The organism is Streptomyces sp. NPDC029296, assembly GCF_055569255.1.
Window position 1 is genome coordinate 122,459 of sequence record NZ_JBVHXT010000010.1, and the last position, 25,520, is coordinate 147,978.

Sequence of the window (25,520 nt, forward strand, 5' to 3'; positions counted from 1 at the left end):
AATCTACGGTCCGCGGGGCGCCGCCCTGAAGGGCCGATCCACGGGCCCGCCCTTGTCCCGCCGGGGTTTTCCCTGCTATCCATCCGGGATGACCGTGTATTCCCCGGACGCCACCGACTGGCGCATCCTCGAAGTCCTCCAGCGCGACGGACGCTCCAGCTACGCCGAGCTGGCGCGTGCCGTCTCCATGTCGCCGAGCGCCGTCACCGAGCGGGTTAGGCGGCTGGAGGAGGCCGGGGTGATCCAGGGGTACGCGGCGGTGGTCGACCCGGAGCGGCTGGGCCTGCCGATCCTGGCGTTCGTGCGGCTGCGCTACCCGAACGGCAACTACAAGCCCTTCCACGACCTGGTCGCGGCGACGCCCGAGATCCTGGAGGCGCACCACGTCACCGGCGACGACTGCTTCGTCATCAAGGTCGCCGCGCGGTCGATGTCCCACCTGGAGGAGGTCTCCGGCAGGATCGGCGCCCTGGGCTCGGTGACCACCAGCGTGGTCTACTCCTCCCCGCTGCCCAGCCGCCCGCTAGGCCGCTCCCCGCTGCCGCAGTGAGGATCCCGAGCGGCCCTTGACGACCTCCAGTTGGGCGTGGACGCGGCGGCGCAGGTCGGGGACGTGGCTGACGATGCCGACGCTGCGGTCGCGTTCGCGCAGGGAGTCCAGGACGTCCAGGACCTCGTCGAGGGTCTGGTCGTCCAGGCTGCCGAACCCCTCGTCGATGAAGAGGGTGTCCAGGCGGACGCCGCCGGCCTCCTCGGTGACGACGTCGGCGAGGCCGAGGGCGAGCGCGAGGGAGGCGAAGAAGGTCTCACCGCCGGACAGGGTCGCGGTGTCCCGTTCGCGTCCGGTCCAGGCGTCGACGACGTGCAGCCCGAGCCCGCTGCGCCCGCGTCCGGTGCGGTCGTCGGAGTGGACGAGGGTGTAGCGGCCGGACGACATGCGCTGGAGGCGTACGGTCGCGGCGGCGGCGACCTGTTCCAGCCGGGCCGCCAGGACGTACGACTCCAGGCGCATCCTGCGTTCGTTGTCGGCGGAGGTGCCGGCGGTGAGGGCGGCGAGCCGGGCCACCCGGTCGTGCTCGGCGCGCAGCGGGGCGAGCCGGCGTACCGCCTCGGCGGCGTGCGCGGAGAGGCGGTCCAGCTCGGCGCCGCGGCGGGCGGCGGCGTCGAGCGCGGAGCCCGCCTCGCGCAGCCGCCGTTCCGCGGCGGCGGCCGCCCGCTCTGCACCGGCCGGGTCGGCGGCCGGCCGCTCGGCCGCGGCCGTGGTGCCGGGCTCGGCGAGGACGGCGCGGACGGCGGCCTCCTCCTGCTGCCAGGCGTCCAGACGGCGCTGGAGTTCGCGGTGCGCGGCGGGGTCCAGCAGTGCCGCGGCGGCGGCCCCGGGGGTGTCGAAACCGGCCCGGTAGGCGGCGTCGGCGAGCCGGGCGTCGGCGTCCTTCAGCCGCCGGGCGGCCTCCTCGGCGGCGCGGACGGCGTCGGCGGCCTCGGTGAGCCCTGCCGCGAGCCGCTCCAGCTGGGCCGCGCGCGCCGCCACGCTGCCCGAGTCGCCCCGAGCCTGCGCCAGCTCGGTTTCCAGCAGCGCCTGTTCGCGTTCCAGGGTGTCGCGGCGGGCGAGCCGGGAGGCGGCCCGTACGGCGGCCTGCTGACGGTCGGCGAGGCGCTGCTCGCGCTCCTGTTCGGCGCGCCGCAGCTCCTGCTGGGCGGCGTGCAGGGCGGAGGCGCCCTGGCGGGCGCGGGCGTACTCCCGCTCCAGGTGGCCGGCCTCCTCGGCGAGTTCCGCGGCCGGGATGTCGCCGGCCTCGGCGCCGGCGGCGGCCAGCGCCTCGCGGACCTCGCCGAGCCGCCGTTCGTCCGCGGCGTGCTGGTCCTCGGCCCGCCGGCCGGCGGCGAGGGCACGGTCCTCGGTCTCGCGGTCGACGTGTCCGGCGGTCTTGCGCGCGGGCGCGGGGTGGGTGGTGGCGCCGCAGACGGCGCAGGGCTCGCCGTCGGTGAGGTGGGCGGCCAGTTCGGCGGCGATGCCGGCCAGCCGCTGTTCCTTGAGGCCGAGCCAGTGGGCGCGGGCGTCGAGGGCCTGCCGGCGCGACTCTTCCGCGCACCGGCGGGCCTCTTCAAGGTCGGCGGCGAGCCGGTCGCGGGTGCGGGCCGCGGCGAGCCGCCGCGCCATGGGCTCGCGCCGCACGGCGAGCTGTTCGGCGCGGGTGGCGGCCTCCCGCGCGGAGTCGACACGGGCCTGGAGGGCGGCGCGGGTGGTGTCCCAGCCGTCGAGCCAGGCGTCGGCCTCGCGCAGAACGTCCTCGTCGGCGCGCTCCTGCCGGTCGAGTCCGGCGCGTTCCTCGGCGAGTTCGGCGAGCCGGCGTTCGGCGCGCCGGGCGGCGTCCAGGCCGCCGAGTTCCTCGGCGGTCCGGCGGGCGGCGGCGGCCAGTCCGCTCGCGTCGGCACCCCCGTACGCGTCGGGGAGCGCCCCGCGCGCGCGGGCCTCCGCCTCGGCCGCCCGGCGGTGGTCCCGGTCGGCCTCCTCGCGCAGCTCCAACGCGGGCGCGACCGCCTCCGCCTTGCGGGCCCGCTCCATGCGCCGCTGGTTCTCGCGGTGGTCGCCGGACCGCTCCCGCAGCCGCCCGGCGCGCTCCCGGGCCGCGGCGAACCTGTCCTGGAGGCGGGCGAGTTCGCGGGCCTCGTCCAGGGCGTGCCGGGCCGCGGCGTGGGCGGACTCGGCGGCGTCGAGCCGGCAGCGGGCGATGTCGAGGCGTTCCCGGGCGGTGCTGCGGGCGACGGCGGCGGCCCCGAGGACGGCCTCGGCCAGCCCGGGGTCGCCGGGGGCCGGCTCGGGCAGCTCCATGGCGTCGCCGGCCTCCTGCTGCATGCGGTGGGCGTCGGCGAGCAGGGCGGTGTCGCCCTCGCGCACCCGGGCCTCGGTGGCACGGCGGCGTTCGGCGAGGCGCTTCTCGACGTCGGCGAAGCGCTGGGTGTCGAAGAGCCGGCCGAGGAGGCGGCCGCGCGCCTCGGCGTCGGCGCGCAGGAAGCGGGCGAAGTCCCCCTGGGGCAGCAGGACGACCTGGCAGAACTGTTCGCGGCTCATCCCGAGCAGCTGTTCCACCTCGGCGCCGATCTCCTGGTGGGAGCGGCTGAGGTCCTTCCAGGCGCGGGCCCGGGCGTCGTACTCGCGCAGCCAGGTCTGGGCCTTGTCGACCGTCATGCCCTTGCCGCGCAGCTTGGGCCGCTCCCACGGGGGCTGCCGGGTGATATCCAGGCGGCGGCCGGCGACGGTGAGTTCGAGGCGGACCCCGGTGCGGGTGCCGGGCGGGGCGTGGTCGCTGCGCAGGTGCATGCCCTGACCGCTCTGCCGGGCGCCGGGGACGGAGCCGTACAGGGCGTAGCAGACGGCGTCCAGGACGGAGGTCTTCCCGGCGCCGGTCGGTCCGTGCAGCAGGAACAGCCCGGCGGTGGACAGGGCGTCGAAGTCGACGCCCTGGGTGGAGCCGAAGGGGCCGAAGGCGGTGATGTCGAGCCGGTGCAGCCTCATCGGGCCACCTCCCGCGCGGTGTGGTCGGCGCGCACGGCGTCGAACGCCTCGCGCAGTACGGCGGCCTCGTCCGCGTCGGGCCCGGCGCCCCGCACATGGGCGACGAAGTCCTGGGCGACCTGCTCGTCGCTGCGGCCCGCGAGCCGCCGGGCGTAGGACACGCGGGGGTCGTCGGGGGCCCGCTCGGGGGCGAAGAGCAGGCTGAGGGTGTGCGGGAAGCGCTCGGTGAGCCGGGCCATGGGCTCGGCCGGGCGGACCGGGTCGGTGAGGGTGGCCTCGACCCAGGCGTCCTCGTGGCGGGTCAGCCCCGGCTCGGCGAGGAGGTCGTCGAGGCGGCCCCGGATACGGGCGAGCGGGCGCGGCACCGGGCAGTCGACGCGGTCGGCGGTGACCGAGCCGTCCGCGTCCAGGTCGATCAGCCACATGCTCTTGCGGTGGCCGGCCTCGGAGAAGGAGTAGGCGAGCGGCGAGCCGGAGTAGCGGACGCGTTCGGTGAGGGTCTGGCAGCCGTGCAGATGGCCGAGCGCCACATAGTCGGCCCCGTCGAAGACGCCGGCCGGTACGGCGGCCACCCCGCCGACGGTGATGTCCCGCTCGCTGTCGCTGGCCTGACCGCCGGTGACGAAGGCGTGGGCGAGGACGACGGACCGCGTGCCCGGCGGGCGGCCGGCGAGGTCGGCGCGGACGCGGTCCATGGCGGCGCCGAGGACGGCCTCGTGGCCGGCCTTGTCGACGCCGAACTCGTCCTTCACCAGGGCCGGTTCGAGGTACGGCAGGCCGTAGAAGGCGACGTCGCCGTGGGCGTCCCGGAGGATCACCGGGGTGCCGGCGGCGGACGGCTCGGTGCGCAGGTGGATGCCCGCGCGGTCGATGAGTCCGGCGCCGACGCCGAGGCGGCGGGCCGAGTCGTGGTTGCCGGAGATCATCACCGTGGGCACGCCGAGGTCCGCGAGCCGGTGCAGGGCGGTGTCGAACAGCTCGACGGCGGCGAGCGGGGGCACCGCGCGGTCGTACACGTCGCCCGACACGGCCACCGCGTCCACCGCGCGCTCACGCACGGTGGTGACGAGGTGACCGATGAACCCGGCCTGGGCCTCCAGCAGGTTCACCCGGTGGAAGGACCGGCCGAGGTGCCAGTCGGACGTGTGCAGGATCCTCATGGGCCCCGAGACTAACGGCCGGGTCCGACATCACGGCCGGCCGCTCCGGCACCGGCCGCCATCGCCCGCCCCACACAAGCCCGTTATGCCCGATTTACGGCAATTATCGGGCGTCTCCGTAGGCTTCGCCGCCCAGTTCGAAGTCGGCCGTGCCCGCCGTCACATCGGCGAGCCAGGCCCGGAAGGCGTCCACGTCGGCGTCCGGCAGGCCGATCTCGATGGTGACGGCCTCGCCGTAGCGGACGTCGCGCACCTCGCGTCCGGTGGCGCGCAGGTCGTTCTGCACCTTGCCGGCCCGCTGGTGGTCGACGGTCACCGTGGCCAGCCGGAAGCGGCGCCGGGTGATCGTGCCGAGCGCGTCCAGGGCCTCGCCGACCGAGCCGCCGTAGGCACGGATCAGCCCGCCCGCGCCGAGCTTGACACCGCCGTAGTAACGGGTGACCACGGCCACCACGTACCGCATGTCGCGGCGCAGCAGCATCTGCAGCATGGGCACGCCGGCGGTGCCGCCCGGTTCGCCGTCGTCGCTGGCCTTCTGCACGGAGGCGTCGGCGCCGATGACGTACGCCCAGCAGTTGTGGGTGGCGTCGGCGTGCTCCTTGCGCACGGCGGCGATGAAGTCCTGGGCCTCCCGCTCGGTGGCGGCCGGGGCGAGGGCGCACAGGAAGCGGGAGCGGTTGATCTCGGTCTCGTGCACGCCCGCGCGGGCGACTGTGCGGTACTCGTCCTGCATCCGGCCAGCCTATCCGCGGCCGTCGCGGGTCGAGACCGCTCCCCTGAGGAGTCCCGCCGGGCCGGCGCGTCGAGTGGGCGGGGCCCGGCGACCCGGGCCCCGCCCATGGGCGTGCGCCGCTGCAACAGCGCACGACCGGTGTTCCCCTGTTGTGTCGAGTGGCAACGGCCGGGGAAGCCGCGATCAGGAAACCATGAGCGGACCGCGCCTAGGCGTCCGGGGCGCGGCGGGCACCGGGGAGCCGGCGGACGCGGGCACCGGGCCACGGCCGCGGGCGCGGCAGGACTGTCCGCTGTCTGGTCATCCTCCCATGGAGGGCGGCCGGGGGCCGGGGGTGATACCGAAGGCAGGCGCGCCCGCCCCCGTCGTCGTACGAATCGGTGTGCCGATGCCCGCCTCCTCTCCTCGACTCCTCGACCGGTCAGCCAGAGCACGGCGAGGCCCCGGCCATGGCGGCCTCGCCCTCGGCGAGAGGCGATGCACCTCGCTTCTCGCCCGTGCCGAGGCAGTGGACCCACTCTGACCCCCGGGCGACCGGACCTCAAGGTGCGTTACACCGCCGAACCGGGACACGGAAGGGACGGTCCCCTCTCCTGCGGGCGGAGGACTCGCGGTGGCCTGCGGCGATGCGCTCCAGCCGTTCCACCACAGCCGGGACAGGATGAAACGGCGCGGGAGCACGGCCTTGTCGGCGTTCGTTGAGGGGCTTGAAGGTAGGGGCGAGGCTCCTTGTCCGCCGGCTCTGCAAGGCCGGCGGGCGGCACGCGGGGTCTCGCTGTCGAGTGGCAACGAGCCGAGGAGGCAGACACGTTGAAGAAGAACGCGCCCACCCGCGCCGTGTGCGTCGAGGGTCCGGCCGGGGCCGGTGGCCGGGTGCTGCCCGCCCCGGCCGTGGTCGTGGTGGTGGTCGTCCTGCTCGTCACGGCGGGGCTGTCGGCGCTCGGGACGGCCCTGGAAGCGGTCGTCGCGATCGTCGTCGCCGGCGGGCTGACGGGCAGGGAGCTGGTCCGCGGTCTGATCACCGTCCTCTCTCCGCAGCGGGCGTAACGGGAGAGCGGGATGGGGCGCGCTACCGGCGCCCTGGCACGGCACACCCCCGTGGAGACGCTGGCGCAGTGGCTCGAGTCGCTGCGCCGGCGGTCGGGGATGAGCTGGGACCAGATGGCGCGGATCGCTGTCGGGAGCGGCCTGCCGGCCACTCGTTCGACTCTGTACCGGGCGGCGCGGGGCGAGACGCTGCCGAAGTGGAGGACCGTCCAGGCGTTCACGCGCGCGTGCGGGGGCGATGAACGCGAGGCCAAGCGGCTGTGGACCGCCGCCGCCCGGCACGAGGCCGCGGACGGCGGCGCCGCGCCGCGCGTCACGGCACCGCCGCCGCGGTTCATCACCGAACCGTGGCAGCTCGTCCACGCGATGCGGGAGATGTGCCGGGAGAACGGCAACCCCACCCTGCGGGAACTGGAGGAGAGGGCGTACATCGACACCGGGAACAGGGTGAGCCTGCTGCCGAAGAGCACCCTGGGCGCCGTTCTGCGGGGGCGGATGCCCGCCAGGGACCTGCTGCTGAACTTCGTCCGGTACTGCGGGAACGTCCCGGAGAGCCGGCTGAGGGACTGGGCGGACGCCTGGGACCGCGTGCACGCCCTCCACGGCCGCCACCGCGCTCTCCGGCCGCGGGCGGGACAGCGGACCCGGGCGAAGGCGCCCGCACCCACCCGGCCGCGGACCCCTCCGCCCGGCCCGGGCGGCACGGCGACGGCGACGGCGTACCGCACGGCTCCGGGCGCCCGGCGGACCGCCCCGGCCGGCTCCTCTTCCTTCCGCTCCGCTTCCTTCAGCTCCTCTTCCTTCCGCGCGGGACCGTGAAGGAGGTCAGCAGGGCCGTGCCCGGGGCGAGGGCCCGCCAGGTGGTGCCGTGCCAGGTGAGGACGGCGAAGGCGGAGGTCGGGAACTTCGCCCGTACCCGGTCCAGGGTGTCGTCGAGCCCGTCGGCGGCCAGCGCCGGCACCAGTCCCTCCAGGCCGGGGTTGTGCCCGATCAGCAGCAGGGTCCGCACCTCGGCCGGCACCTCGCGCACCACCTCCAGCAGCTGCGGCACGCCGGCCGCGTACAGCCGCCGGTCGTAGCGCACGGGCGGCGGCGTGGCCCACTCGGCGGAGACCAGCTCCCAGGTGCGGCGGGCCCGTACGGCGGTGGAGCACAGGGCGAGGTCGGGCAGCGTTCCGACGGCGAGGGCGCGGCCGGCGGCCGGGGCGTCGCGCAGCCCGCGGGGCGCGAGCGGCCTGAGCCGGTCCTCGACGCCCCCGGGCCAGGCCGACTTGGCGTGCCGCAGCACCACCAGCCGGCGCAGCGGGCCGGTGCCCGCCGGCCCGTTCACGCGGGGCCGCCGAGATCGCGCGCGAGGTCCAGCGCGAGCAGGCGGTCGGCGTAGACGTAGGTCTCGAAGCGGGCGCCGTCCGGGATGCCGGGCGCGCTCGCCACGTCCCGCAGGACGCCGAGCACCGCGGGCAGGTCGAGGTCGTCCTCCCAGGCGGCGCGCAGCCGCTCGCGCACCTCGCCGGGCACCGGCCGCGAGGGCCGCCGGGCCCAGCCGGCCACGGCCCGCCGCCAGCGGGCGAGGCTCAGCGCGGCCTCCTCCAGCACGGCCGGGTCCAGCCGCGCGGGTTCGCCGCGCGGTACGGCGAGCAGGGCGAGACGCAGGGCCGAGGGGTCGGACAGCGGTGCCGCGAGCACGGCCGGGCCGCCGCCCTGCCCGGACGCGGCGCCGTTTCCCGGCGCCCACTCCGCGCCGGCCACCGCCACCACCGGGCCCTCCCCCACCGTCCGGGCCAAGTCCCGCCGCACCACGTGGACGGCCTGGGCCTCGCCGAGGCCGGAGGCGAGGTCCCGGCTGTCCTCGAAGGGGCGGATGGCCAGGCGCGTGGCGGCCGTGCGCAGTTCGGGCTGGTGGCGGGGGGCGGTGAGGATCGTCCAGACCGGGGTGCCGCCCAGTTCCAGGGCGCGCACGAGCAGGTCGGCGGTGAGCAGGACCCGCAGGGCCGTCGGATCGAGTCCGGAGGCATGGGCCTCGATCCGGGTCAGGGCGCGGCGGGCGGGCGCGGCGGGTACGGACTCACCGGTTCGGGCGTCGAGGATGCGCAGCACGGGGCGAGCGTAGGGCGGGTCGGCGGGCGTATGCAGCAGCTTGCGCCGATTCCGGACAGCGTGCCGGGCCGCGGCGGGAATCCGCGCCCACCGCAGTGACGTTTCCCCCGGGAGAGCTACCGCAGCCCGAGGAGGCGGCCGATGTACGGCGACGAAGCGACGATCCGCAGGATCCTGACCGAGGTGGGCGACACCTGGGCGGTGGTGGGCCTGTCCGCCAACCAGCGCCGGGCCGCGTACGGGGTGGCGGGGGTGCTCCAGCGGTTCGGCAAGCGGATCGTGCCGGTGCACCCGAAGGCCGAGACGGTGCACGGGGAGCGGGGCTACGCCTCCCTCGCGGACATCCCCTTCGACGTGGACGTGGTCGATGTCTTCGTGAACAGCGACCTGGCCGGTCCGGTCGCGGACGAGGCCGTGGCGAAGGGCGCCCGGGCGGTGTGGTTCCAGCTGGGCGTCGTCGACCCGGCCGCCTACGAGCGGACCCGGACGGCGGGTCTGGAGATGGTCATGGACCGCTGCCCGGCCATCGAGATCCCCCGGCTGGGCTGACCCGGCTTCGGGGCCTCCCCTGCTCGCCCGCCGGCGTGAGCGGCGGATGCGTTCGCCGGGTCTTCGTGCGGCCCCGCGGGGTCCGCCGGGCCAGGGGGACGGCTCCGCCGGCCGCTCACGCCACGCCGAGGCCCTCCAGCACGACCGCGCCGGGAAGCCCGGCGAGGGCCTTGCCGGGGATCAGGAGCTTGCCGCGGCGGCGTCCGCTGCCGACCAGGACGTAGGGCAGGTCGACGACGGCCGAGTCCACCAGCACCGGCCAGCCGGCGGGCAGTCCGACCGGGGTGATGCCGCCGTACTCCATGCCGGTCTCGCCGGTCGCCGTCTCCATCGGGGCGAACGACGCCTTGCGGGCGCCCAGTTGACGGCGGACGACACCGTTGACGTCGGCCCGGGTGGTGGACGGCACCACACAGGCGGCCAGCCGGGTCTCGCCGGCCCGCTTGCCCGCGACCACCACGCAGTTCGCCGACCGCTCCAGCAGGTCGCGGCCGTAGTGCTCGACGAAGACGGCGGTGTCGGCCCAGCGCGGGTCGGTGTCGACGTAGAGGATGCGGTCGGCCGCCACCGCGCCCCGCCAGTCGCGTACGGCGTCGGCGACGGGGGCGGTCAGCTCGTCCAGGCAGTCCGGGGCGGGGGTGGCGGTGTCGAAGTCTCCGATGGGTGCGCGCATGGCCGCACGCTAGCAACACCGGCCCGGCCGCCGTCGCGGCGTCTCACGGCACGGGCGGGACGGACACGGCCATCACCATCTCCATCGGCACCTCGCCCTGGTTGCCGTACCAGTGCGGGACGTCGGCCTCGAAGGAGGCGCTCGCGCCGGTCGGCACGCGGTACTCCGTGCCGTCCACGGTGAGCGTCAGCTCGCCCGCGGTGACATGGACCAGCTCGACCGTGCCGCCGGGGTGCGGTTCGGAGGGGCTGGTCTCCCCCGGCATCAGCCGCCAGTCCCACATCTCCAGCGGTCCGGGGGCCTCGGTGCCGGCGAGCAGCCGGTTGTAGCTGCCGGCCTCGGTGTGCCAGAGCCGTACGGCCCGTTCGGCGGGGACGATCCGCACCTTCGGGCCCTGTTCGTAGTCGAGGAGCGTGGTGATGCTGACGCCGAGCGCGTCACCGATCTTGACGACCGTGCCGATGCTGGGGTTGGTGCGGGCCTGCTCGATCTGGATGAGCATGCCGCGGCTGACGCCCGCCCGGGCGGCGAGCACGTCCAGCGTGAAGCCGCGCACCGAGCGCCAGTGCCTGACGTTGCGCGCCAGGGACTGGGTCAGGAGTTCTAGGTCCGACACAGGGAGTCCAATATCCGGGAAGTTGAATATTTTGTTTAACAGAGTTCAGTGGGTTGAACTACGGTGAGGTGCACCCGATCGTTCACCGAACTGTACTGCGAGGCCCGGCCATGACAGCATTCTTCGCCCTGATCACCAGCCTCCTGTGGGGGCTGGCCGACTTCGGCGGCGGACTGCTGACCCGGCGCACCCCGGCGCTGACGGTCGTGGTCGTCTCGCAGGCCATCGCGGCGGTCGTGCTGGGCGCGATCGTGCTGGCCACCGGCGGCTGGAGCGAGGCGGGGCCCCGGCTGTGGTTCGCGTGCGCGGCCGGGCTCGTGGGGCCGGTGGCCCTGCTCTGCTTCTACCAGGCCCTCGCGCTCGGTCCGATGGGCGTGGTCTCACCGCTCGCCACCCTCAGCGTCGCCGTGCCCGTCGGCGTCGGGCTCGTGCTGGGCGAACGGCCGGGGCTGTTCCAGGCCGCGGGCATCGCGGTCGCCGTCACCGGGGTCGTCCTCGCGGGCGGGCCGCAGCTGCGGGGCGCGGCCGTGCAGCGGCGCGCGATCCTGATGACGCTGGTCGCGGCGGTCGGCTTCGGCACGGTGTTCGCGCTGATCGCGGAGGCGTCCACCACGGTCACCGGGCTGTTCCTCGCGCTGTTCGTGCAGCGGGTGACGAACGTGGCGGTGGGCGGGGCGGCGCTCGCCGCCTCGGTGCGGCGCGGCGGGGCCGCCGTGCCGGAGGGCGGCTTCCCGTGGGGTTCGCTGCCCGCGCTGGCGTTCGTCGGACTGGCCGACGTGGCGGCAAACGGCACCTACGCGATGGCCACGCGGAGCGGTCCGGTCACCGTCGCGGCCGTGCTCGCCTCGCTGTACCCGGTGGTGACCTCGCTGGCCGCGCGCGGCTTCCTCAGCGAGCGGCTGCGCGCGATCCAGACGGCGGGAGCGGGGCTGGCCGTCCTGGGCACACTGCTGCTGGCCACGGGCTGAACCCACCGGGACCCACGCGATCGGCGGGCCTGCCCGGACCCGCGGGGCGCCCGGGCCCACGGGGGCCGCGCGGGCCGCTGCCGGAGGCCGCGTCAGCCCTCGGGCTCCAGCGCGGCGAGGCGGGCCACCGCCTCCTCGTCCAGGTCGGCCAGGGCGCGCAACTGGTCCGGTGTGATGCCGTCCGGTACCGGCACGGGCGCCGGCGTGCGCAGCGGCGGCTGCCAGCCGGCGTCCGGCGTCCAGCGCCGTACGACCCTGGCGGGCGCCCCCGCCACCACCGCGTGGTCGGGCACCGTGCCCCGGACCACCGCGCCGGCCGCCACGACCACGTTCCGGCCGATCCGCGCCCCCGGCAGGATCACCGCGCCGGTGCCGACCCAGCAGCCCGGACCGATCTCGACCGGCTCCATGCGCGGCCACTGCTTGCCGATGGGCTGGTGCGGGTCGTCGTAGGAGTGGTTGGTGGAGGTGACGTAGACGTACGGGCCGAAGTAGCAGTCGCTGCCGATGGTCACCGTCGTGTCCGCGATGACGTGGCTGCCGCGGCCGAGGACCACGCCGTCGCCGATGCGCAGGATCGGGTCCGGGCCGAGGTCCAGGTCGGGCATCAGGCCCGCGGTGAGGGTGACCTGCTCGCCGATGATGCAGTAGGAGCCGAGCCGGATCCAGGGTTCGCCGAAGACCGTGCCGAGCGGGAAGGCCAGCCGGGTGTGCTCGCCGATGGCGCCGAAGCGGAAGCGGCCGGGGTGCTCGGCCGTGACCGAGCCGGTGCGCTGTGCCCATGTCCAGCCCGCGTGGACGGCGCGCTGGCCCAGGCGGCGGCGCCAGGATGAGAACGTGTTCTTGCGCTTCGGCACGGGCTCACGTTACTCACCGGTTCTCCCCGGCGGGACGCCGGACCGCTGTGATCTTTGCCCCACCCGGTGTCGTACGGTGCGGGGGCAGCACGGACACGAGGAGACGGTGATGACGCGGAAGGCGCTGGTCGTGGGCATCGAAGGCAAGGAGCCCCGGATCGATCCGGGGGCGTTCGTGGCGCCCACGGCGTCCGTGATCGGGGACGTCACGCTGCACGAGGGGGCCAGCCTCTGGTACGGGGCCGTCGCACGCGGGGACGTCGAGAGGATCACCGTGGGGGCGCGGGCCAATGTGCAGGACAACGTGACCCTGCACGCCGACCCCGGGTTCCCGGTGACCGTCGGGGAGCGGGTGTCCATCGGGCACAACGCGGTGGTCCACGGGGCGACGGTCGAGGACGACTGCCTGATCGGCATGGGCGCGACCGTGCTGAACGGGGCGGTGATCGGGGCGGGCTCGCTGGTCGCGGCCCAGGCCCTGGTGCCGCAGGGGATGGTGGTACCGCCCGGGTCGCTGGTGGCGGGGGTGCCGGCGAAGGTGAAGCGGGCCCTGACGGAGGAGGAGCGGGAGGGCGTGACCCTCAACGGCACGCTGTACGCCGAACTGGCCAAGGCGCACCGCGAGGTGCACGACGAGGCGTGACGCGTAGGGGGCGTGGTGCGCGCGGGGGCGTTTCGCCCCCGCGTGTCACTCCCCGGCGCCGACCGGTTCCGCCTCGGGCTCCCGCTGTTCCTGCTGGGCCTTCTTCGCCTTGCGCTTGAGGATCAGCATGGAGCCGAGGCCGATCAGGACGGCCACGCCCAGGCCGACGTAGGAGAAGCGCTTCAGCCAGTCCTCGGCGACGACGCCGACGTAGTAGATGACGGCCGTGGTGCCGCCGGCCCAGCAGATGCCGCCGAGGACGTTGGCGATCAGGAACTTCCAGTACGGCATGTGCAGGACGCCCGCGAGGGGTCCGGCGAAGATGCGCAGCAGGGCGACGAAACGGCCGAAGAAGACCGCCCACATGCCCCACTTCTCGAAGGACCGCTCGGCGGTGGCCACATGGCCCGCGCTGAAGTGGCGTGGGAACTTCCTGCCGAGCCAGGCCAGCAGCGGGCGTCCGCCCTTGCGGCCGATGGCGTAGCCGATGGAGTCGCCGATCACCGCTCCGGCGGTCGCGCAGGCGCCGAGGACGACGGGGTTGACGCCCGTGTGCTGGGAGGACATCAGCGCCGCCGAGACGAGGACGATCTCGCCGGGCAGCGGGATGCCCAGGCTCTCCAGGCCGATCACCAGGCCCACCACGGCGTAGACGGCGGCGGCAGGCACCGAGTCGAGCCATTCCGTGACGTGCACCGCCGGTTCCTCCCCTGTCGCTGACCAGGTCGTCCTGCTGTCCGGGTCCCGCATGTAAAGCGCGCCCCGAGGGAAGGCTACCTGGTCGGCGCCGAACGGCCGTCTGCCCGCCCGGCCGGCGGCACCGTTCCGCCCGCACGCCTTACGTTTCCGGTCATCCCCGTGTCACGCGGGAGGGGAAGGCTCCACGCGGTTTCGCCCGGCCCGCTCCCTCAAGGCCCGCAAGGGGCCCGCCGCGGAAGGACGACGTCCCCGTGTCCCCACCACCGTCCCCGCCCCGCCCACTGCCGCTTCGGCGTGCGCGCCCGGAGGCCGCCGGCCCCGGCGCGCGGACCGCGGGTCCCGGCGCGGACACCGCCGGCACCGGGACGAAGACGGCCGCTGCCGGTGGGGAGGCCGCCGCCCCCGGTCCGGCGTGCGCGGTCCCGGTGCGCCCGGCGGCGGGGCGTACGCACGCCCGGTCGCTGCGGCTGGTGCTGTGCGTGGCCCCGCTGCTGCTCGCCGCCGGCTGGGCCGTGGCCAACCGGTCCGTGCTGTACGAGGGGGTGCGGCGGCTGGTCGCGGCCGATCCGGGGTGGCTGGTGGCCGGGGCCGGGTTCACCTGCCTGACCTGGGTGGCCGCCTCCTGCATCCGGCAGGGCGCGCTGCCCGATCCGCTGCCGCCGCGGTTGCTGCTGCTGTCGCAGTTCGCCGCCGGCGCCGCCAACCACGCGCTGCCCGGCGGGCTCGGCGCGCACGCCGTCACCCTGCGGTTCCTGCGCGCACAGGGCGTGCCGCTCCAGCGGGCGACCGCGTCGATCGGCCTGTACTCGCTGGCCAAGTCCGTCGCGAAAACGCTGGTGCTGGTGGTGTTCCTGGCCGTGTCGCCGGCCCGGCGGCGTCTCGGGGAGCTGATACCGGACGGCGGGCTGCTGGTGCCGCTCGCGGCGGGTGTGGGCGGGGCGGTGACGGTGGCGGGGGTGCTGCTGGCGGTCGTACGGCCGTTGCGGCGGCCGGTGGCCGGGCTGCTGCGCACGGCGGTGGCCGACGCGCGCGCGGTGCACGCCCGGCCCCGCCGGGTGCTGGCCCTGTGGGGCGGGGCCGTCGCGATGCCGCTGGTGCAGGCCGGCGCGCTGGCCTGTGTGGGGGCCTCGCTGGGGCTGGGGCTGCCGTGGGAACAGGTGGTGCTGGCCTCTCTGGCGGCGGGCACGGCCGTCGGGGCGGTGCCGGCGCCGGGCGGGCTCGCGGTCGACGCGGCACTGGTGTGGACGCTGGTCGCCTTCGGCTCCTCCCCGGCGACGGCGACCGCGACGGTCATCGGCTACCGCGTGCTGGCCGACTGGGTGCCCCTGCTGCCGGGGGCGCTGGTGCTGTCGGGCCTGATCCGCAGAAAGGTGGTGTGAGCGCGGCTTTCACTCGTTCTCGGCCTCCCGTCGGCTTTCGCGGTCAGAAAACCGCAGTGCGCCAGTCGCCGGTGCGGTACCACCGTGTGGCCCATGACGGACATCGAAGTGCTGCTGATCGGCGGCCGCTCGGGCGTGGGCAAGACGACGGTGGCCATGGGGACGTCGGAGCGGCTGCAGGAAGCCGGCGTCGCGCACTGTCTCATCGAGGGCGACCTCCTGGACCACGTCCACCCCGCGCCGCCGGACGACCTCTTCCGCGTGCGCATCACCGAGCGCAACCTCGCCGCCCTGTGGGCCAACTACGCCGAGCTGGGCATGCGCCGCCTGATCTACACCAACACCGTCAGCATCCTGGAACCGGACCTGATCCGGCGGGCCCTCTCCGCCGCCGCGCCGCCGAGGCTCGTCGGCGTGCTGCTCACCGCCTCCGACGCGACGGTGCGCCGTCGTCTCGGCGGGCGGGAACGCGGCTCCGGGCTCGACGTCCATCTGCGCCGCAGCGCCGCCGCCGCGGGGCGTCTGGACGCGGAGGCTCCGCCGGGGACGGTGCGCGTCCCCACCGACCGGCGCACCGTTCGCGCCATCGCCGGGGACGTCCTCACCGCCACGGGCTGGACACGCTGAACGGGGGCCGGGGCCGGCGGGGCGGCCGAGGTCCGCTTTCCCGGGCGCGCCGTCCTCCCGCCGTCCGTGTACGTCCTCACGCGGGTCCGTGTCGTCGGCCCGGTCCCGCTGCCCGTCCCGCCCCGCGGGTACCCGCGCGCCGTCGGCACCGCTCCTGCGCCCTCCGGTCCGGGACGGAATCCCCGGCTCCGTACCGGCCGTACGCGGGACGCGGAGGCGGTCGGCGCGAAGGCCGCCGACGTCGCCGCCATCCGTGCCCCCGCCCCGAACGGCCGCGGGGGGGGGGGGGGGGGGGGGGGGGGGGGGGGGGGGGGGGGGGGGGGGGGGGGGGGGGGGGGGTGGGGTGGGACCCGAAGCCCCCCCCCCCCCCCCCCCCCATCCCCCCCCCCCCAACCGCCCCCCCCCCCCCCCGGCACAGAGGGGGGGGGCCGCGGTGCGTGCGGCCGGTGGCGGCTCACTTCTCCTGGTCGGTCGGCCGGAGCGTCCACAGAACGCTCATCTCGCCGGTGACCGCGCCGTCCGCGCGCCGGATCTCTATCGCCACGGGGAACTCGGGGCGCCGGCCCGCGTCCAGTTCGGCGACGACCTCGGCGGCCGGGCGGCCCAGCGTCGCGGTCGCGGTGACGGCGCCCATCGCCAGCTTCTTGTAGGCGATCTCGGCCCGCACGGCGAGCGGCACGGCGCGCGAGAGCTGGTCCCCGAAGGCGGCCAGCACGATGGCGCCGCTGGCCGACTCCCCGAGGGTGAACATCGCACCGGCGTGCGGGCCGCCCACGTGGTTGTGGTAGGCGCCCTGGTCCGGCAGGGACACCACGGCCTTCTCGGGCGTGGTCTCCACGAACTCCAGGTTCAGGGTCCGGGCCATGGGCACGGTGGCGGCGAGCATCTCGCCGATCGACATCTGGTCTGCGCTCATGGCCGTCATGTTACTCACGAGTAGCAGGGTCTGGCCAGAGAAGCGCACTAGGGTTACGGGCCATGTGGCCAGATCAGCAGCCGCCAGGGGGCGCGCAGAATCCGCAGCACGATCCGCGGCAGAACCCGTACCAGCAGCCGGGTCACCAGCAGCCGAACCCGTACCAGCAGCCCGGACACCCGCAGCACCCGCAGCCGGGCCCGTACGGGCAGCAGCCCCCGGGCACCCCGCACCCGCAGCCGCAGCCGCAGGGCGGCCCGTACGGACAGCAGCCACAGGCCCCGTACGGCCAGCAACCCCAGAGCGGCCCGTACCCGCAGCCGCAGACCGTGCCGTACGGTCAGCAGCCGCAGTGGGGGCAGCCCTCCGCGCCGACGCCCGAACCGCCGCGCGGCGGCGGCCGGACGAAGCCGGTCGCCGTCGTCGCGGCCACGGCCGTCGTGGTCACCGCGGCCGTCACCGGCTTTCTCGTGCTGGGCGGCGGGAAGGACGACGAGGCGGACGACGGCAAGGACGGACGGCACACGAGCCCGTCGCCGACCGCCACCTCACCCGCCTCGCCCACCTCGGCCGCGACCGGCAACCCCCGCTCCGGCGAGACGGAGAAGCCGACGGTCGCGGGCTGGAAGGTCGTGGTGAACCCCAAGTACGGGACGGCCTTCGAGGTGCCCGGGGACTGGGAGGTGCAGCGGCCCGGCGTCTTCGCCTTCTTCGAGGACAAGGCGAAGGGCGACGGCTCGGCGTTCATCGGCTTCTCCGGGGCCTCGTTCCTGAAGCCCGACTACTGCACCACCGAGCAGGGCGGCTACAAGGAGACGCACGCGCTCGCGGGCAGCGGCACGAAGGGCGAGAACGGCGCCAAGGACACCGCGAGCATCGCCCGGGGCGACTCGGCCACCTTCGCGTTCGGCGGGTTCACCGACCAGTCGGAGGCCGCCAAGAAGTACCTGCGCATGGGCAAGGCCAGGTCCTTCACCACCGCGTCGGGCCTGACCGGCAGCGTCGCGACGTCGTACGTCACCGGCGTGCCGAAGAAGCACACGTGCGACACCGACGGCAAGGCGGTGACGTTCGCCTTCAAGAACTCCTCCGGCAGCTTCGTGTCGTGGACGCTGTACGGCGCGAAGGGCGTCAAGGACGAGCTGTCCGACGCGACCATCGACAAGATCCTCGCCACGGTACGGCTGCACGGCGACCCGACGGTGGAGTGAGCACGGGCGCGGCCCGGGGACACCGGTGCCGTGCCCGCGTCAGCCGATGCCGAACGCTCCGCCGGGGGGCTCGGGCGACGGCACGGCGTCGGCCTCCTCGACCGGCCGCGCCGACCCCGTGAACTTCCGTACCGCCGCGCCGTGTTCGACGCGCGCCGGGAATGCGTCCGCCGCGGTGCGCCGGGCCAGCGCGGCGGTGTCGAGGGGCCGGTGGGAGGCCGCGACCACCGTGTTCCCGAACCGCCGCCCGCGCAGCACCGCCGGCTCGGCGATGAGCGCCACCTCCTCGAAGACCGCGGCCAGCGTGGCCAGTTGGGAGCGCAGGAACCCGAACGGCCGGGCGTCGGCGAGGTTGGCCAGGTAGACCCCGTCCGGCCGCAGGACCCGCTCGGCCGTGCGGACGTAGTCCAGGGTGGTGAGGTGGGCGGGCACCCGGGATCCGCCGAACACGTCGGCGATCAGCACGTCGGCACGGTCGTCCGGCGCGGCCTCCAGCCAGTCGCGGGCGTCGGCCGCGTGCAGCGCGACGCGGGAGCCGGCCGGCAGCGGCAGCTGCTCGGTGACCAGCTCCAGCAGCCCCCGGTCCGCCTCGACGACGTCCTGCCGGGAGCCGGGACGGGTGGCGGCGACATACCTCGGCAGGGTCAGCGCGCCCCCGCCGAGGTGCACCACGTCCAGCGCCCGGCCGGCCTCGGCGACGGTGTCCAGCACATGTCCCAGCCGCCGCGCGTACTCGAACTCCAGGTGCGCGGGGTCGTCCAGGTCCACGTACGACTGCGGGGCCCCGTCGACCGTGAGCAGCCAGGCCCGTTCCCGGTCGACGTCGGGCATCAGCCGGGCGGTGCCGTGGTCGGTGACGCGGGAGACGGGTATCGATTCGTTCACCCGACCATTGTGGGTCCCGCGGCCGTACGTCACCGCACGTGCCGGGCGCCGCCGGACCGCCGTGGCCGTACGTCCGGTCGGCGCGGGCGAGTTCGGACCATACGGCGATCACACATGCGCGTCGGTTAGTGTCTGCGGATGCTCGATGCCAACCGCTCTGGCACCGCCACGACCCCTCCCCCGGCCGCCGCGCCCGCTTCCCCGGCCGCCGCGTCCGCTCTCCCGGCCGCCGTCCCGCGGCCGGCCCTCGCCCCGGCCGCCCCCGGCGCCATGGCCGCGGGCATGCTGCCGCGCGCCGGGTTCGTCGCCCGCTGCGCCCGGCTGCTGCTGTCCCCGTACGCCCGGCTGTCCCTGCTGCTCGCGCTGCTGGCGGGCGGGGCGGCGGGGGTGCTGCTGTGCGAGCCGCAGCGGCTGCTGACACACGGCTGGCCCCCGCAGCTCGGCGGGGCCGCGGCGGCCCTCGTCTTCGCGGCGGCCTACGGCCTGTGCACCGTGGTGTTCGTGCCGCGCCCCCTGCTGAACCTGGCCGCGGGCGCGATGTTCGGCTCCCAGGTGGGGCTGGCGACGGCGCTCGCGGGTACGGTGCTCGGCGCCGGGGTGGCGTTCGGGCTGGGCCGGGCGCTCGGGCAGGACGCGCTGCGCCCGCTGCTGCGGGGCCGCTGGCTGAAGGCCGCCGACGGGCAGCTCAGCCGGCACGGGTTCCGGTCCATGCTGGCCCTGCGGCTGTTCCCGGGCGTGCCGTTCTGGGCGGCGAACTACTGCGCGGCCGTCTCCCGCATGGGCTGGCTGCCCTTCCTGCTGGCCACGGCCCTCGGCTCGGTCCCGAACACGGCCGCCTACGCGGTCGCCGGCGCCCGCGCCTCGGCGCCGACCTCCCCCGCCTTCCTGATCGCGATGGCCTGCGTGGCCGTGCCGGCCCTGGTGGGCACGGTGGTCGCATGGCGCAAGCGGCACCGGCTGAGCGCCGGGTGAGCCGCCCGGTCCGTCAGCCCGCGAGGCCGTCGTAGGAGAGATGTCCGATGTGGTCCAGCGTCATCGCCGTGGCCGGCACGCTGCTCGGCGGTGCGCTGACCGCGCTGCTCCAGCTGCGGCGGGAGCGGGCCGCCCGCGACGAGCGCAGGGCGGAGGCGCTGCGCGGGGCGCTGGGCGAGCTGGTGGCGGCGCTGGGCGACCACCGGCGGACCCTGTGGCACCGGGAGGACCTGGTGCTGAGCGGCGCACGCCCGGAGGCCGTCGAGGCGGCCCGGGCGGAGACCCGCGCCACCCGCTCCGCCGTGACCTCACCCCTGGTCGCGGTCTCCGTCCTCGAACCGGCCCTCGCCGAACCGGCCCGCCGGGCGGCCCTGGCCGCGTTCGCCCTCCGGGACGCCCCCGACCACACCGGACTGGCCGCCCGCCGGGAGGCCGCGATCGCGGCGACGGACGCCCTGGTCGCCGCCGCCGGACGGCTGATGGCCCGGTGAACGGGTGAGGGATCCCGGACGGTCCGGCTGAGCGGCGGGGCGGGCGCGGCCGACGGGCGAGCCGCCACGCGCACGACGGCAAGCCACACGAGGCCCGCCGCCGAACCGCCTGCCCCGGACCACCGCGCTGAACGACGAGACGAGCACGGCCGGTGGGCCGACTCCCCCCACAACCACAAGCCGCACCAGGCACGACGCCGGACCGGACGCCCCCGGACCACCCCGCTGAACGGCGAGACGAGCACGGCCGGTGGGCCGGCTGCCGCGCGTACGGCAAGCCCCGAACGAGGCACGGCGCCGGACCGGACGCGCCCCCGGACGGGGTGCCCGTGGCGCCGGCCCGGTGGTCGGTCTCAGATGCCTTCCAGGATCATCGCGTTGGCGAGGCCGCCCGCCTCGCACATGGTCTGGAGGGCGTAGCGGGCGCCGCGCTCGCGCATGGCGTGGACCAGGGTCGTGGTCAGGCGGGTGCCGCTCGCGCCGAGGGGATGACCGAGGGCGATGGCGCCCCCGTGCACGTTGACCTTGGCGAGGTCGGCGCCGGTCTCCTGCTGCCAGGCGAGGACCACACTGGCGAAGGCCTCGTTGACCTCGAACAGGTCGATGTCGGCCGGTTCCAGCCCCGCCCGGCGCAGCACCTTCCCGGTGGCCGGGATGATCCCGGTGAGCATCAGCAGCGGATCCGAGCCGGTCACGGCGAAGCTGTGCAGCCGGGCGAGCGGGCGCAGGCCGAGCCGGGCGGCGGTGTCGCCGGAGGTGATCAGCACGGCGGAGGCGCCGTCGTTGACGGGGCTGGCGTTGCCCGCCGTGACGTTCCACTCGATCTGCGGGAAGCGTTCGGCGAAGCCGGGGTCGTAGTAGGCGGGCTTGAGTCCGGCGAGGATCTCCGGGGTGCTGCCGGGCCGTACGCACTCGTCGCGGGCGACGCCGTCCAGAGGCGCGATCTCGGCGTCGAACAGGCCCGCCTGCCACGCGGCGGCGGCCTTGTGGTGCGAGGAGACGGCGAACTCGTCCATCCGCGTCCGCGTGAGGGACCACTTGGCGGCGATGAGTTCCGCGCTGATCCCCTGCGGGACCAGGCCCTCCGGGTAGCGCTCGGCGACGCCGGGACCGAACGGGTCCGCGCCGGCCGGCACGTTGGACCACATCGGCACCCGGCTCATCGACTCCACGCCACAGGCGACGACGAGGTCGTACGCGCCCGAGATGACGCCCTGCGCGGCGAAGTGCACGGCCTGCTGGGAGGAGCCGCACTGGCGGTCCACGGTGGTCGCGGGCACCGACTCGGGGAAGCCGGCGGCGAGGAGGGCGTACCGGGTGGTGTTCATGGCCTGCTCGCCGACCTGGTCGACGGTGCCGCCGATGACGTCGTCGATCAGCCCCGGGTCGACGCCGGAGCGCTCGACCAGGGCGCGCAGGGTGTGCGCGAGGAGTTGCACGGGGTGGACGTGGGCGAGGGAGCCGTTGGGCTTGCCCTTGCCGACGGGGGTGCGTACGGCTTCGACGATGACTGCGTCTCGCATGGTGCGGGCCTCCTTGGCCGCCCTGGCCCCCTGGGGGCGATGCGCCGGTTACCGGTGAGTTGGAAAACTGGACTCACCATAGCTCGCAAGGTTGGAAAAGCAAACCCTCCTCTAGACTGACGTCATGGCCGCTACGAAGGACCCGCGTCCCTGCTCGATCGCCGACGCCCTCGCGCTGGTCGGCGAGAAGTACTCCCTGCTCGTCCTGCGCGAGGTGTGCCTGGGCAACGGCCGCTTCGACCAGCTCGTGCGCAACATCGGCGCCCCGCGCGACGTCCTGGCCACCCGGCTGCGCAGGCTCGTGGACGCGGGCATCCTCGTCAAGCACCCGTACAGCGAGCGCCCGCAGCGCTTCGAGTACCGGCCCACGCAGGCCGGGCTGGAGCTGGAGCCGGTGCTGATGACCCTCAAGGAGTGGGGCGACCGCCATCTGCGCAAGGGCACCGGCCTGCCCATGGTGGTCGAGCACGCGTGCGGCAACGAACTGGTGCCGGTGGTGACGTGCCGGGCCTGTGGGGACGCCGTGCGCCACGAGGACCTGACGGCGCACCCGCAGGCCCCGGGGTGGACGCTCTCCGGGCCGACGGCCGCGTGAGGCCGCCGGGGCCGGGGGCGCCGGGGGCCGTCAGAAGTGCTCGGTCAGGTCCGTGAAGCGCTCCACGGAGAGCAGCCGCTCGGCGGTCTCGGGGAACGGGTGGTGCTCCAGCACCCAGGTGTCGGGGTGCGGGACGTACACCGCGCCCAGCCCGGCGGCGAGCGCCGGCACGATGTCGGACTTCGGGGAGTTGCCGATCATCCATGTCCGCGCGGTGTCGGCCTTCAGGTCCTCCACCACGGTGGCGTACGTCTCGACGGTCTTCTCCGGCACGATGACGATCCGCTCGAACAGCGGCCCGAGCCGGGAGCGTTCCACCTTCGCCGCCTGCTCCTCGTGGTCGCCCTTGGTCAGCAGGACCAGGCGGTGCCGGGTGCGCAGGGCGGTCAGCGTCTCCTCCACCCCCGCGATCAGCACCGGTTCCTGACGCAGGATGCGCTCGCCCAGCTCGGCGATGGCCTCGCCGTGGTCCTCCGTGGCCCGTACCTCGTGCACCCGCTCGTAGCAGTCGTGCAGGCTGCGCACGAAGCTCTTCGCGCCGTAGCCGTAGACCCGGCAGTTCTCCCGCTCGACGTCGTCGAGGACCTGCCGCAGGCCGGCCCGCGAGAGCGAGGCGTGAGCGAGCAGGTCGAGGAACTCCTCGATCGCCCGCTCGAAGTAGACGTTGTTCTCCCACAACGTGTCGTCCCCGTCGACGAGAAGACAGTGGTCGGTCCTCATCAAGGCCTCCCGGCCGCGTCGTCCGAACCCTCGGGCGCGACCCATTACACCAGTCGCGGCCATGGGCCGCTCGTGGCCCGCGTCGCGCGGAAGGCCGAAGAGCGCGGCCCCTGTTGCCGTGCCGTCGGCGGAGCCCGCTACCCTTCCTTCGTCACATGATCACCTCTTCTCCTTTCAGCACTTGGACGCCATACCTTCATGTCTTGGTTTGAATCCCTCGTCCTCGGACTCGTCCAAGGGCTGACCGAGTTCCTGCCCGTCTCCTCCAGCGCCCATCTGCGGCTGGCCGCCGCGTTCTCCGGCTGGAAGGACCCCGGCGCCGCCTTCACGGCGATCACGCAGATCGGCACCGAGACCGCGGTGCTCATCTACTTCCGCAAGGACATCGGCCGGATCATCACCTCCTGGTTCCGCTCGCTGTTCGACAAGACGATGCGCCGTAACCACGACGCGCAGATGGGCTGGCTGGTGATCGTCGGCTCGATCCCCATCGGCCTGCTGGGCGTGACGCTGAAGGACCAGATCGAGGGGCCCTTCCGCGATCTGCGGATCACCGCGACCATGCTCGTCGTCGTCGGCGTGGTCATCGGCATCGCCGACCGGATGGCGGCCCGCGACGAGACCGGCCGCCGGCACCGGGCGCCCAAGCAGCGCAAGACGCTGGAGAACCTGGGCATCAAGGACGGCCTGATCTTCGGGCTCTGCCAGGCCTGCGCGCTCATCCCCGGCGTCTCCCGTTCCGGCGCGACCATCAGCGGCGGCCTGTTCATGGGCTACAAGCGGGAGGCCGCCGCCCGTTACTCCTTCCTGCTCGCCATCCCGGCCGTGCTCGCCTCCGGCGCCTTCGAGGTGAAGGACTCGCTGGGCGAGGGCCATGTGGACTGGCCCCCGACCCTGTTCGCGACGGTGATCGCGTTCGCCTCCGGCTACGCCGTGATCGCCTGGTTCATGAAGTGGATCTCCAACAAGAGCTTCATGCCGTTCGTGTGGTACCGCGTCGCCCTCGGGGTGGTCATCATTGCGCTGGTCAGCGCAGGTGTGCTGAGTCTGCACGCGGCCGAGTCGTCGGGGTGACGCGGGGGTGATGTCGCGGTTTCCCGCTATCGAGATCTCCTGTTAGCTCGCGGAAACTCGCGGTGCTTCCCGTCGGGATTCCTTGATCATCTCCCAGTCGTCTCCCACTCTCCCACCCACAGACTGAAGGCCCCCGCGATCTGCGCCCGCGGGGGCCTTCCGTTTGCCGGCGCTGATCAGGGTGGACCAGGGCGAGGGGTCCACCTGGGGGGGTGGAACAGTCCCCCGCCCTGGCCACCCAGACCAACGACGGCAGCTCCTCCGCCGGACGAAAATTCACCAGCGGCTGGTAAAGACATCCCGCCAAGATCATTAAAGCGTTGGTGAGTGCTCGACCCTATCCCCGACTGGGTACCCCGCCGCCGGCAGCAGATCGGCTCACAGATCCGCGAAGCCCGCCGCGCCGCCCGCCTCTCCCAGATGCAGCTCGGGGACCGCGTCGGCCGCGACAACAAGACCATCCACAGGTGGGAGTCGGGCACCACGAACATGACCCTCAACGACCTACTGCTCGTCGCCGACGCCCTCGGCGTCCCGCTCGCCAACCTTGTCAGGTAGTCAGCTACCGCAGACGTTGCACGGCTCGGAACTCTGACCGATCCAGTTGCCGTCGTCGTCGGTGACGACGATGTCGCACCTGGAGCCAGTGCAGCCGGGCCTAGGGCAGGGCACGTTGTTTCGCATTTCCGGCATTCGTGATCACTCCTGTCTTGTTGGTTCCGCAGAACTGGCACCTGATGCGGTCCAGCCGAGAAAGACGCCCCTTGGCGTCGTACTGGTAGTCGTCGCGCACAGACCCCTGACAGGCGGTGGTGGCGCACGGCGCGGCCCCGGAGAGATGTCCGTAGGGGCTGGAGCGGACAGTCCCGGTGTTGCACTCCAGACACGGGAACGGGTGCAGCCCCTCGTCGTTGACGACGTACGCGATCATCTCTGGCAGGTGACAGTTCGGGCAGATAGCAGCCACGTGATCTCCTCCGATAGAAGCCACACGGGTGGCGTATCGCCAACGACCACCAACCGGGCGCGGTCACTCTGCCTGCCGAGGTCTGTCGTGCTGCTACACGCCGCCGCGGTACCGCGAGGGGTACGTCTGCTGCGGGACCGGGTCGCAGGGTCGCACGTGGACGTGGAGCGTGGCCCCCGCGCCCGAGGCGCCGTAGTGGGGGACGGTCTCGTACGGCTCGTCGTCGCGGATCGGCTGGTCGCACCGGTTGCAGATCATCGCCGGGCCTCCCGGACCGCGCGCACCAGCGTGGGGCCCTCGGGGCAGAGGGTGTGGTCGTCCACGCACTGCTCGCACCCGTGGCTGTACTCCACCAGCGCGTCCATCGCCTGCCGCTGTGCGCACGGCCAGCACGCCCGCGGAAACCACACGCCGTCTTCATCGCGGCGGGGGCCGAGGTCGACCGCGCTCTCCCCGGTGAGCCGGGTCCCGTCCCAGACGCAGGTCGCTCCGCGCGCCTGGTCCGGGTTGAGGGTGTCGTACTCGGGGAGCGGTAGGGCGGCGAGCGCGGGCTGCGTGCCCGCGGGGTCGCTTGGCATGGTCAGGCCTCCACGATCAGCGC

31 protein-coding genes are annotated in these 25,520 nt (G+C 74.6%); 14 read left to right on the plus strand and 17 right to left on the minus strand.

Features of this window, described 5'->3' with window-relative positions:
- The first annotated feature begins 88 nt into the window (after nucleotides 1-88).
- Nucleotides 89-550 (plus strand): Lrp/AsnC family transcriptional regulator, encoded by a 462-nt coding sequence (locus ACZ4W9_RS11445; protein ID WP_467934856.1) that lies wholly within the window; start codon nucleotides 89-91, stop codon nucleotides 548-550.
- On the opposite strand, the gene ACZ4W9_RS11450 is transcribed toward ACZ4W9_RS11445, so the two are convergent.
- From ACZ4W9_RS11450 to ACZ4W9_RS11460, 3 genes are all read right to left on the minus strand, one after another.
- Complete coding sequence (locus tag ACZ4W9_RS11450; protein ID WP_467934858.1) at nucleotides 524-3,517, minus strand: AAA family ATPase; 2,994 nt, start codon at nucleotides 3,515-3,517, stop codon at nucleotides 524-526. The genes ACZ4W9_RS11445 and ACZ4W9_RS11450 overlap by 27 nt on opposite strands.
- Entirely contained in the window at nucleotides 3,514-4,677 is a 1,164-nt protein-coding gene (locus tag ACZ4W9_RS11455) for an exonuclease SbcCD subunit D (protein WP_467934859.1), read from the minus strand. The genes ACZ4W9_RS11450 and ACZ4W9_RS11455 overlap by 4 nt, the downstream gene beginning before the upstream one ends.
- 103 nt (nucleotides 4,678-4,780) lie before the next feature.
- Nucleotides 4,781-5,410, minus strand: coding sequence for a YigZ family protein (locus ACZ4W9_RS11460; RefSeq protein ID WP_467934860.1), 630 nt, complete (start codon nucleotides 5,408-5,410; stop codon nucleotides 4,781-4,783).
- Nucleotides 5,411-6,220: 810 nt separating this feature from the next.
- Here ACZ4W9_RS11460 and ACZ4W9_RS11465 point away from each other — a divergent pair.
- Together ACZ4W9_RS11465 and ACZ4W9_RS11470 are read left to right on the plus strand one after the other, a co-directional pair.
- Nucleotides 6,221-6,457, plus strand: a complete 237-nt coding sequence (locus tag ACZ4W9_RS11465; protein ID WP_467934862.1) for a hypothetical protein — start codon at nucleotides 6,221-6,223, stop codon at nucleotides 6,455-6,457.
- A 12-nt stretch (nucleotides 6,458-6,469) separates the two neighbouring features.
- Nucleotides 6,470-7,276, plus strand: a complete 807-nt coding sequence (locus ACZ4W9_RS11470; RefSeq protein ID WP_467934863.1) for a helix-turn-helix domain-containing protein — start codon at nucleotides 6,470-6,472, stop codon at nucleotides 7,274-7,276.
- Here ACZ4W9_RS11470 and ACZ4W9_RS11475 read toward each other — a convergent pair.
- Nucleotides 7,245-7,787, minus strand: a complete 543-nt coding sequence (locus tag ACZ4W9_RS11475) for a SixA phosphatase family protein (RefSeq protein ID WP_467934864.1) — start codon at nucleotides 7,785-7,787, stop codon at nucleotides 7,245-7,247. The genes ACZ4W9_RS11470 and ACZ4W9_RS11475 overlap by 32 nt on opposite strands.
- The gene (locus tag ACZ4W9_RS11480; RefSeq protein ID WP_467934865.1) at nucleotides 7,784-8,554 is read right to left on the minus strand and encodes a hypothetical protein; all 771 of its coding nucleotides are present in this window, start codon (nucleotides 8,552-8,554) and stop codon (nucleotides 7,784-7,786) included. The genes ACZ4W9_RS11475 and ACZ4W9_RS11480 overlap by 4 nt, the downstream gene beginning before the upstream one ends.
- Before the next feature lie 141 nt (nucleotides 8,555-8,695).
- Between ACZ4W9_RS11480 and ACZ4W9_RS11485 the strand changes: the two genes are divergently transcribed.
- Nucleotides 8,696-9,103: a CoA-binding protein gene (locus ACZ4W9_RS11485; protein ID WP_467934867.1), complete on the plus strand. Its 408-nt coding sequence runs from the start codon at nucleotides 8,696-8,698 to the stop codon at nucleotides 9,101-9,103.
- A 115-nt stretch (nucleotides 9,104-9,218) separates the two neighbouring features.
- Here the strand turns inward: ACZ4W9_RS11485 and ACZ4W9_RS11490 are convergent, their stop codons facing one another.
- The gene (locus ACZ4W9_RS11490; protein ID WP_467934869.1) at nucleotides 9,219-9,776 is read right to left on the minus strand and encodes a YbaK/EbsC family protein; all 558 of its coding nucleotides are present in this window, start codon (nucleotides 9,774-9,776) and stop codon (nucleotides 9,219-9,221) included.
- A 43-nt stretch (nucleotides 9,777-9,819) separates the two neighbouring features.
- Nucleotides 9,820-10,392 carry a helix-turn-helix domain-containing protein gene (locus ACZ4W9_RS11495; RefSeq protein ID WP_467934870.1) on the minus strand — a complete coding sequence of 191 codons (573 nt, stop codon included), beginning with the start codon at nucleotides 10,390-10,392 and terminating at the stop codon, nucleotides 9,820-9,822.
- A gap of 110 nt (nucleotides 10,393-10,502) precedes the next feature.
- On the opposite strand from ACZ4W9_RS11495, the gene ACZ4W9_RS11500 reads away from it, so the two are divergent.
- Nucleotides 10,503-11,360 carry an EamA family transporter gene (locus tag ACZ4W9_RS11500; protein WP_467934871.1) on the plus strand — a complete coding sequence of 286 codons (858 nt, stop codon included), beginning with the start codon at nucleotides 10,503-10,505 and terminating at the stop codon, nucleotides 11,358-11,360.
- A gap of 92 nt (nucleotides 11,361-11,452) precedes the next feature.
- Here ACZ4W9_RS11500 and ACZ4W9_RS11505 read toward each other — a convergent pair whose 3' ends face one another.
- Nucleotides 11,453-12,217: an acyltransferase gene (locus ACZ4W9_RS11505; protein WP_467934872.1), complete on the minus strand. Its 765-nt coding sequence runs from the start codon at nucleotides 12,215-12,217 to the stop codon at nucleotides 11,453-11,455.
- A gap of 109 nt (nucleotides 12,218-12,326) precedes the next feature.
- On the opposite strand from ACZ4W9_RS11505, the gene ACZ4W9_RS11510 reads away from it, so the two are divergent.
- Nucleotides 12,327-12,860 (plus strand): gamma carbonic anhydrase family protein, encoded by a 534-nt coding sequence (locus tag ACZ4W9_RS11510; protein ID WP_467934874.1) that lies wholly within the window; start codon nucleotides 12,327-12,329, stop codon nucleotides 12,858-12,860.
- A gap of 45 nt (nucleotides 12,861-12,905) precedes the next feature.
- On the opposite strand, the gene ACZ4W9_RS11515 is transcribed toward ACZ4W9_RS11510, so the two are convergent.
- Complete coding sequence (locus ACZ4W9_RS11515) at nucleotides 12,906-13,556, minus strand: DedA family protein (protein ID WP_467934875.1); 651 nt, start codon at nucleotides 13,554-13,556, stop codon at nucleotides 12,906-12,908.
- A gap of 428 nt (nucleotides 13,557-13,984) precedes the next feature.
- Between ACZ4W9_RS11515 and ACZ4W9_RS11520 the strand changes: the two genes are divergently transcribed.
- The gene (locus ACZ4W9_RS11520; protein WP_467934950.1) at nucleotides 13,985-14,938 is read left to right on the plus strand and encodes a lysylphosphatidylglycerol synthase transmembrane domain-containing protein; all 954 of its coding nucleotides are present in this window, start codon (nucleotides 13,985-13,987) and stop codon (nucleotides 14,936-14,938) included.
- Between the two features lie 93 nt (nucleotides 14,939-15,031).
- Complete coding sequence (locus ACZ4W9_RS11525) at nucleotides 15,032-15,565, plus strand: hypothetical protein (RefSeq protein ID WP_467934876.1); 534 nt, start codon at nucleotides 15,032-15,034, stop codon at nucleotides 15,563-15,565.
- A 454-nt stretch (nucleotides 15,566-16,019) separates the two neighbouring features.
- Here ACZ4W9_RS11525 and ACZ4W9_RS11530 read toward each other — a convergent pair whose 3' ends face one another.
- Nucleotides 16,020-16,466 carry a DUF4442 domain-containing protein gene (locus ACZ4W9_RS11530; RefSeq protein ID WP_467934952.1) on the minus strand — a complete coding sequence of 149 codons (447 nt, stop codon included), beginning with the start codon at nucleotides 16,464-16,466 and terminating at the stop codon, nucleotides 16,020-16,022.
- 68 nt (nucleotides 16,467-16,534) lie between these two features.
- Nucleotides 16,535-16,777: a hypothetical protein gene (locus ACZ4W9_RS11535; protein ID WP_467934878.1), complete on the minus strand. Its 243-nt coding sequence runs from the start codon at nucleotides 16,775-16,777 to the stop codon at nucleotides 16,535-16,537.
- Nucleotides 16,778-16,810: 33 nt separating this feature from the next.
- Between ACZ4W9_RS11535 and ACZ4W9_RS11540 the strand changes: the two genes are divergently transcribed.
- Complete coding sequence (locus ACZ4W9_RS11540; protein ID WP_467934879.1) at nucleotides 16,811-17,692, plus strand: DUF8017 domain-containing protein; 882 nt, start codon at nucleotides 16,811-16,813, stop codon at nucleotides 17,690-17,692.
- 39 nt (nucleotides 17,693-17,731) lie between these two features.
- Here ACZ4W9_RS11540 and ACZ4W9_RS11545 read toward each other — a convergent pair whose 3' ends face one another.
- Nucleotides 17,732-18,577: a spermidine synthase gene (locus ACZ4W9_RS11545; RefSeq protein WP_467934880.1), complete on the minus strand. Its 846-nt coding sequence runs from the start codon at nucleotides 18,575-18,577 to the stop codon at nucleotides 17,732-17,734.
- Nucleotides 18,578-18,715: 138 nt separating this feature from the next.
- Here ACZ4W9_RS11545 and ACZ4W9_RS11550 point away from each other — a divergent pair, with 138 nt between their 5' ends.
- Both ACZ4W9_RS11550 and ACZ4W9_RS11555 read left to right on the plus strand, forming a co-directional pair.
- Nucleotides 18,716-19,549, plus strand: a complete 834-nt coding sequence (locus tag ACZ4W9_RS11550; RefSeq protein ID WP_467934881.1) for a TVP38/TMEM64 family protein — start codon at nucleotides 18,716-18,718, stop codon at nucleotides 19,547-19,549.
- 47 nt (nucleotides 19,550-19,596) lie between these two features.
- Nucleotides 19,597-20,040 carry a protein kilB gene (locus ACZ4W9_RS11555; protein ID WP_467934883.1) on the plus strand — a complete coding sequence of 148 codons (444 nt, stop codon included), beginning with the start codon at nucleotides 19,597-19,599 and terminating at the stop codon, nucleotides 20,038-20,040.
- Between the two features lie 353 nt (nucleotides 20,041-20,393).
- On the opposite strand, the gene ACZ4W9_RS11560 is transcribed toward ACZ4W9_RS11555, so the two are convergent.
- On the minus strand, nucleotides 20,394-21,563 hold the full coding sequence (locus ACZ4W9_RS11560; protein ID WP_467934884.1) for a thiolase family protein: 1,170 nt from the start codon (nucleotides 21,561-21,563) through the stop codon (nucleotides 20,394-20,396).
- A gap of 124 nt (nucleotides 21,564-21,687) precedes the next feature.
- Between ACZ4W9_RS11560 and ACZ4W9_RS11565 the strand changes: the two genes are divergently transcribed.
- The gene (locus ACZ4W9_RS11565) at nucleotides 21,688-22,158 is read left to right on the plus strand and encodes a winged helix-turn-helix transcriptional regulator (protein ID WP_467934885.1); all 471 of its coding nucleotides are present in this window, start codon (nucleotides 21,688-21,690) and stop codon (nucleotides 22,156-22,158) included.
- 30 nt (nucleotides 22,159-22,188) lie between these two features.
- On the opposite strand, the gene ACZ4W9_RS11570 is transcribed toward ACZ4W9_RS11565, so the two are convergent.
- Nucleotides 22,189-22,878 (minus strand): HAD family hydrolase, encoded by a 690-nt coding sequence (locus ACZ4W9_RS11570; protein ID WP_467934886.1) that lies wholly within the window; start codon nucleotides 22,876-22,878, stop codon nucleotides 22,189-22,191.
- 198 nt (nucleotides 22,879-23,076) lie between these two features.
- Here ACZ4W9_RS11570 and ACZ4W9_RS11575 point away from each other — a divergent pair, with 198 nt between their 5' ends.
- Together ACZ4W9_RS11575 and ACZ4W9_RS11580 are read left to right on the plus strand one after the other, a co-directional pair.
- Complete coding sequence (locus tag ACZ4W9_RS11575; protein WP_467934888.1) at nucleotides 23,077-23,952, plus strand: undecaprenyl-diphosphate phosphatase; 876 nt, start codon at nucleotides 23,077-23,079, stop codon at nucleotides 23,950-23,952.
- Nucleotides 23,953-24,279: 327 nt separating this feature from the next.
- Nucleotides 24,280-24,510 carry a helix-turn-helix domain-containing protein gene (locus ACZ4W9_RS11580; RefSeq protein ID WP_467934889.1) on the plus strand — a complete coding sequence of 77 codons (231 nt, stop codon included), beginning with the start codon at nucleotides 24,280-24,282 and terminating at the stop codon, nucleotides 24,508-24,510.
- 100 nt (nucleotides 24,511-24,610) lie between these two features.
- Here ACZ4W9_RS11580 and ACZ4W9_RS11585 read toward each other — a convergent pair whose 3' ends face one another.
- The 3 genes from ACZ4W9_RS11585 to ACZ4W9_RS11595 form a co-directional block, all read right to left on the minus strand.
- Nucleotides 24,611-24,919, minus strand: a complete 309-nt coding sequence (locus tag ACZ4W9_RS11585) for a hypothetical protein (RefSeq protein WP_467934890.1) — start codon at nucleotides 24,917-24,919, stop codon at nucleotides 24,611-24,613.
- A 93-nt stretch (nucleotides 24,920-25,012) separates the two neighbouring features.
- Complete coding sequence (locus ACZ4W9_RS11590) at nucleotides 25,013-25,177, minus strand: hypothetical protein (RefSeq protein WP_467934891.1); 165 nt, start codon at nucleotides 25,175-25,177, stop codon at nucleotides 25,013-25,015.
- Nucleotides 25,174-25,497 (minus strand): hypothetical protein, encoded by a 324-nt coding sequence (locus ACZ4W9_RS11595; RefSeq protein WP_467934893.1) that lies wholly within the window; start codon nucleotides 25,495-25,497, stop codon nucleotides 25,174-25,176. The genes ACZ4W9_RS11590 and ACZ4W9_RS11595 overlap by 4 nt, the downstream gene beginning before the upstream one ends.
- Nucleotides 25,498-25,520: the final 23 nt, after the last annotated feature.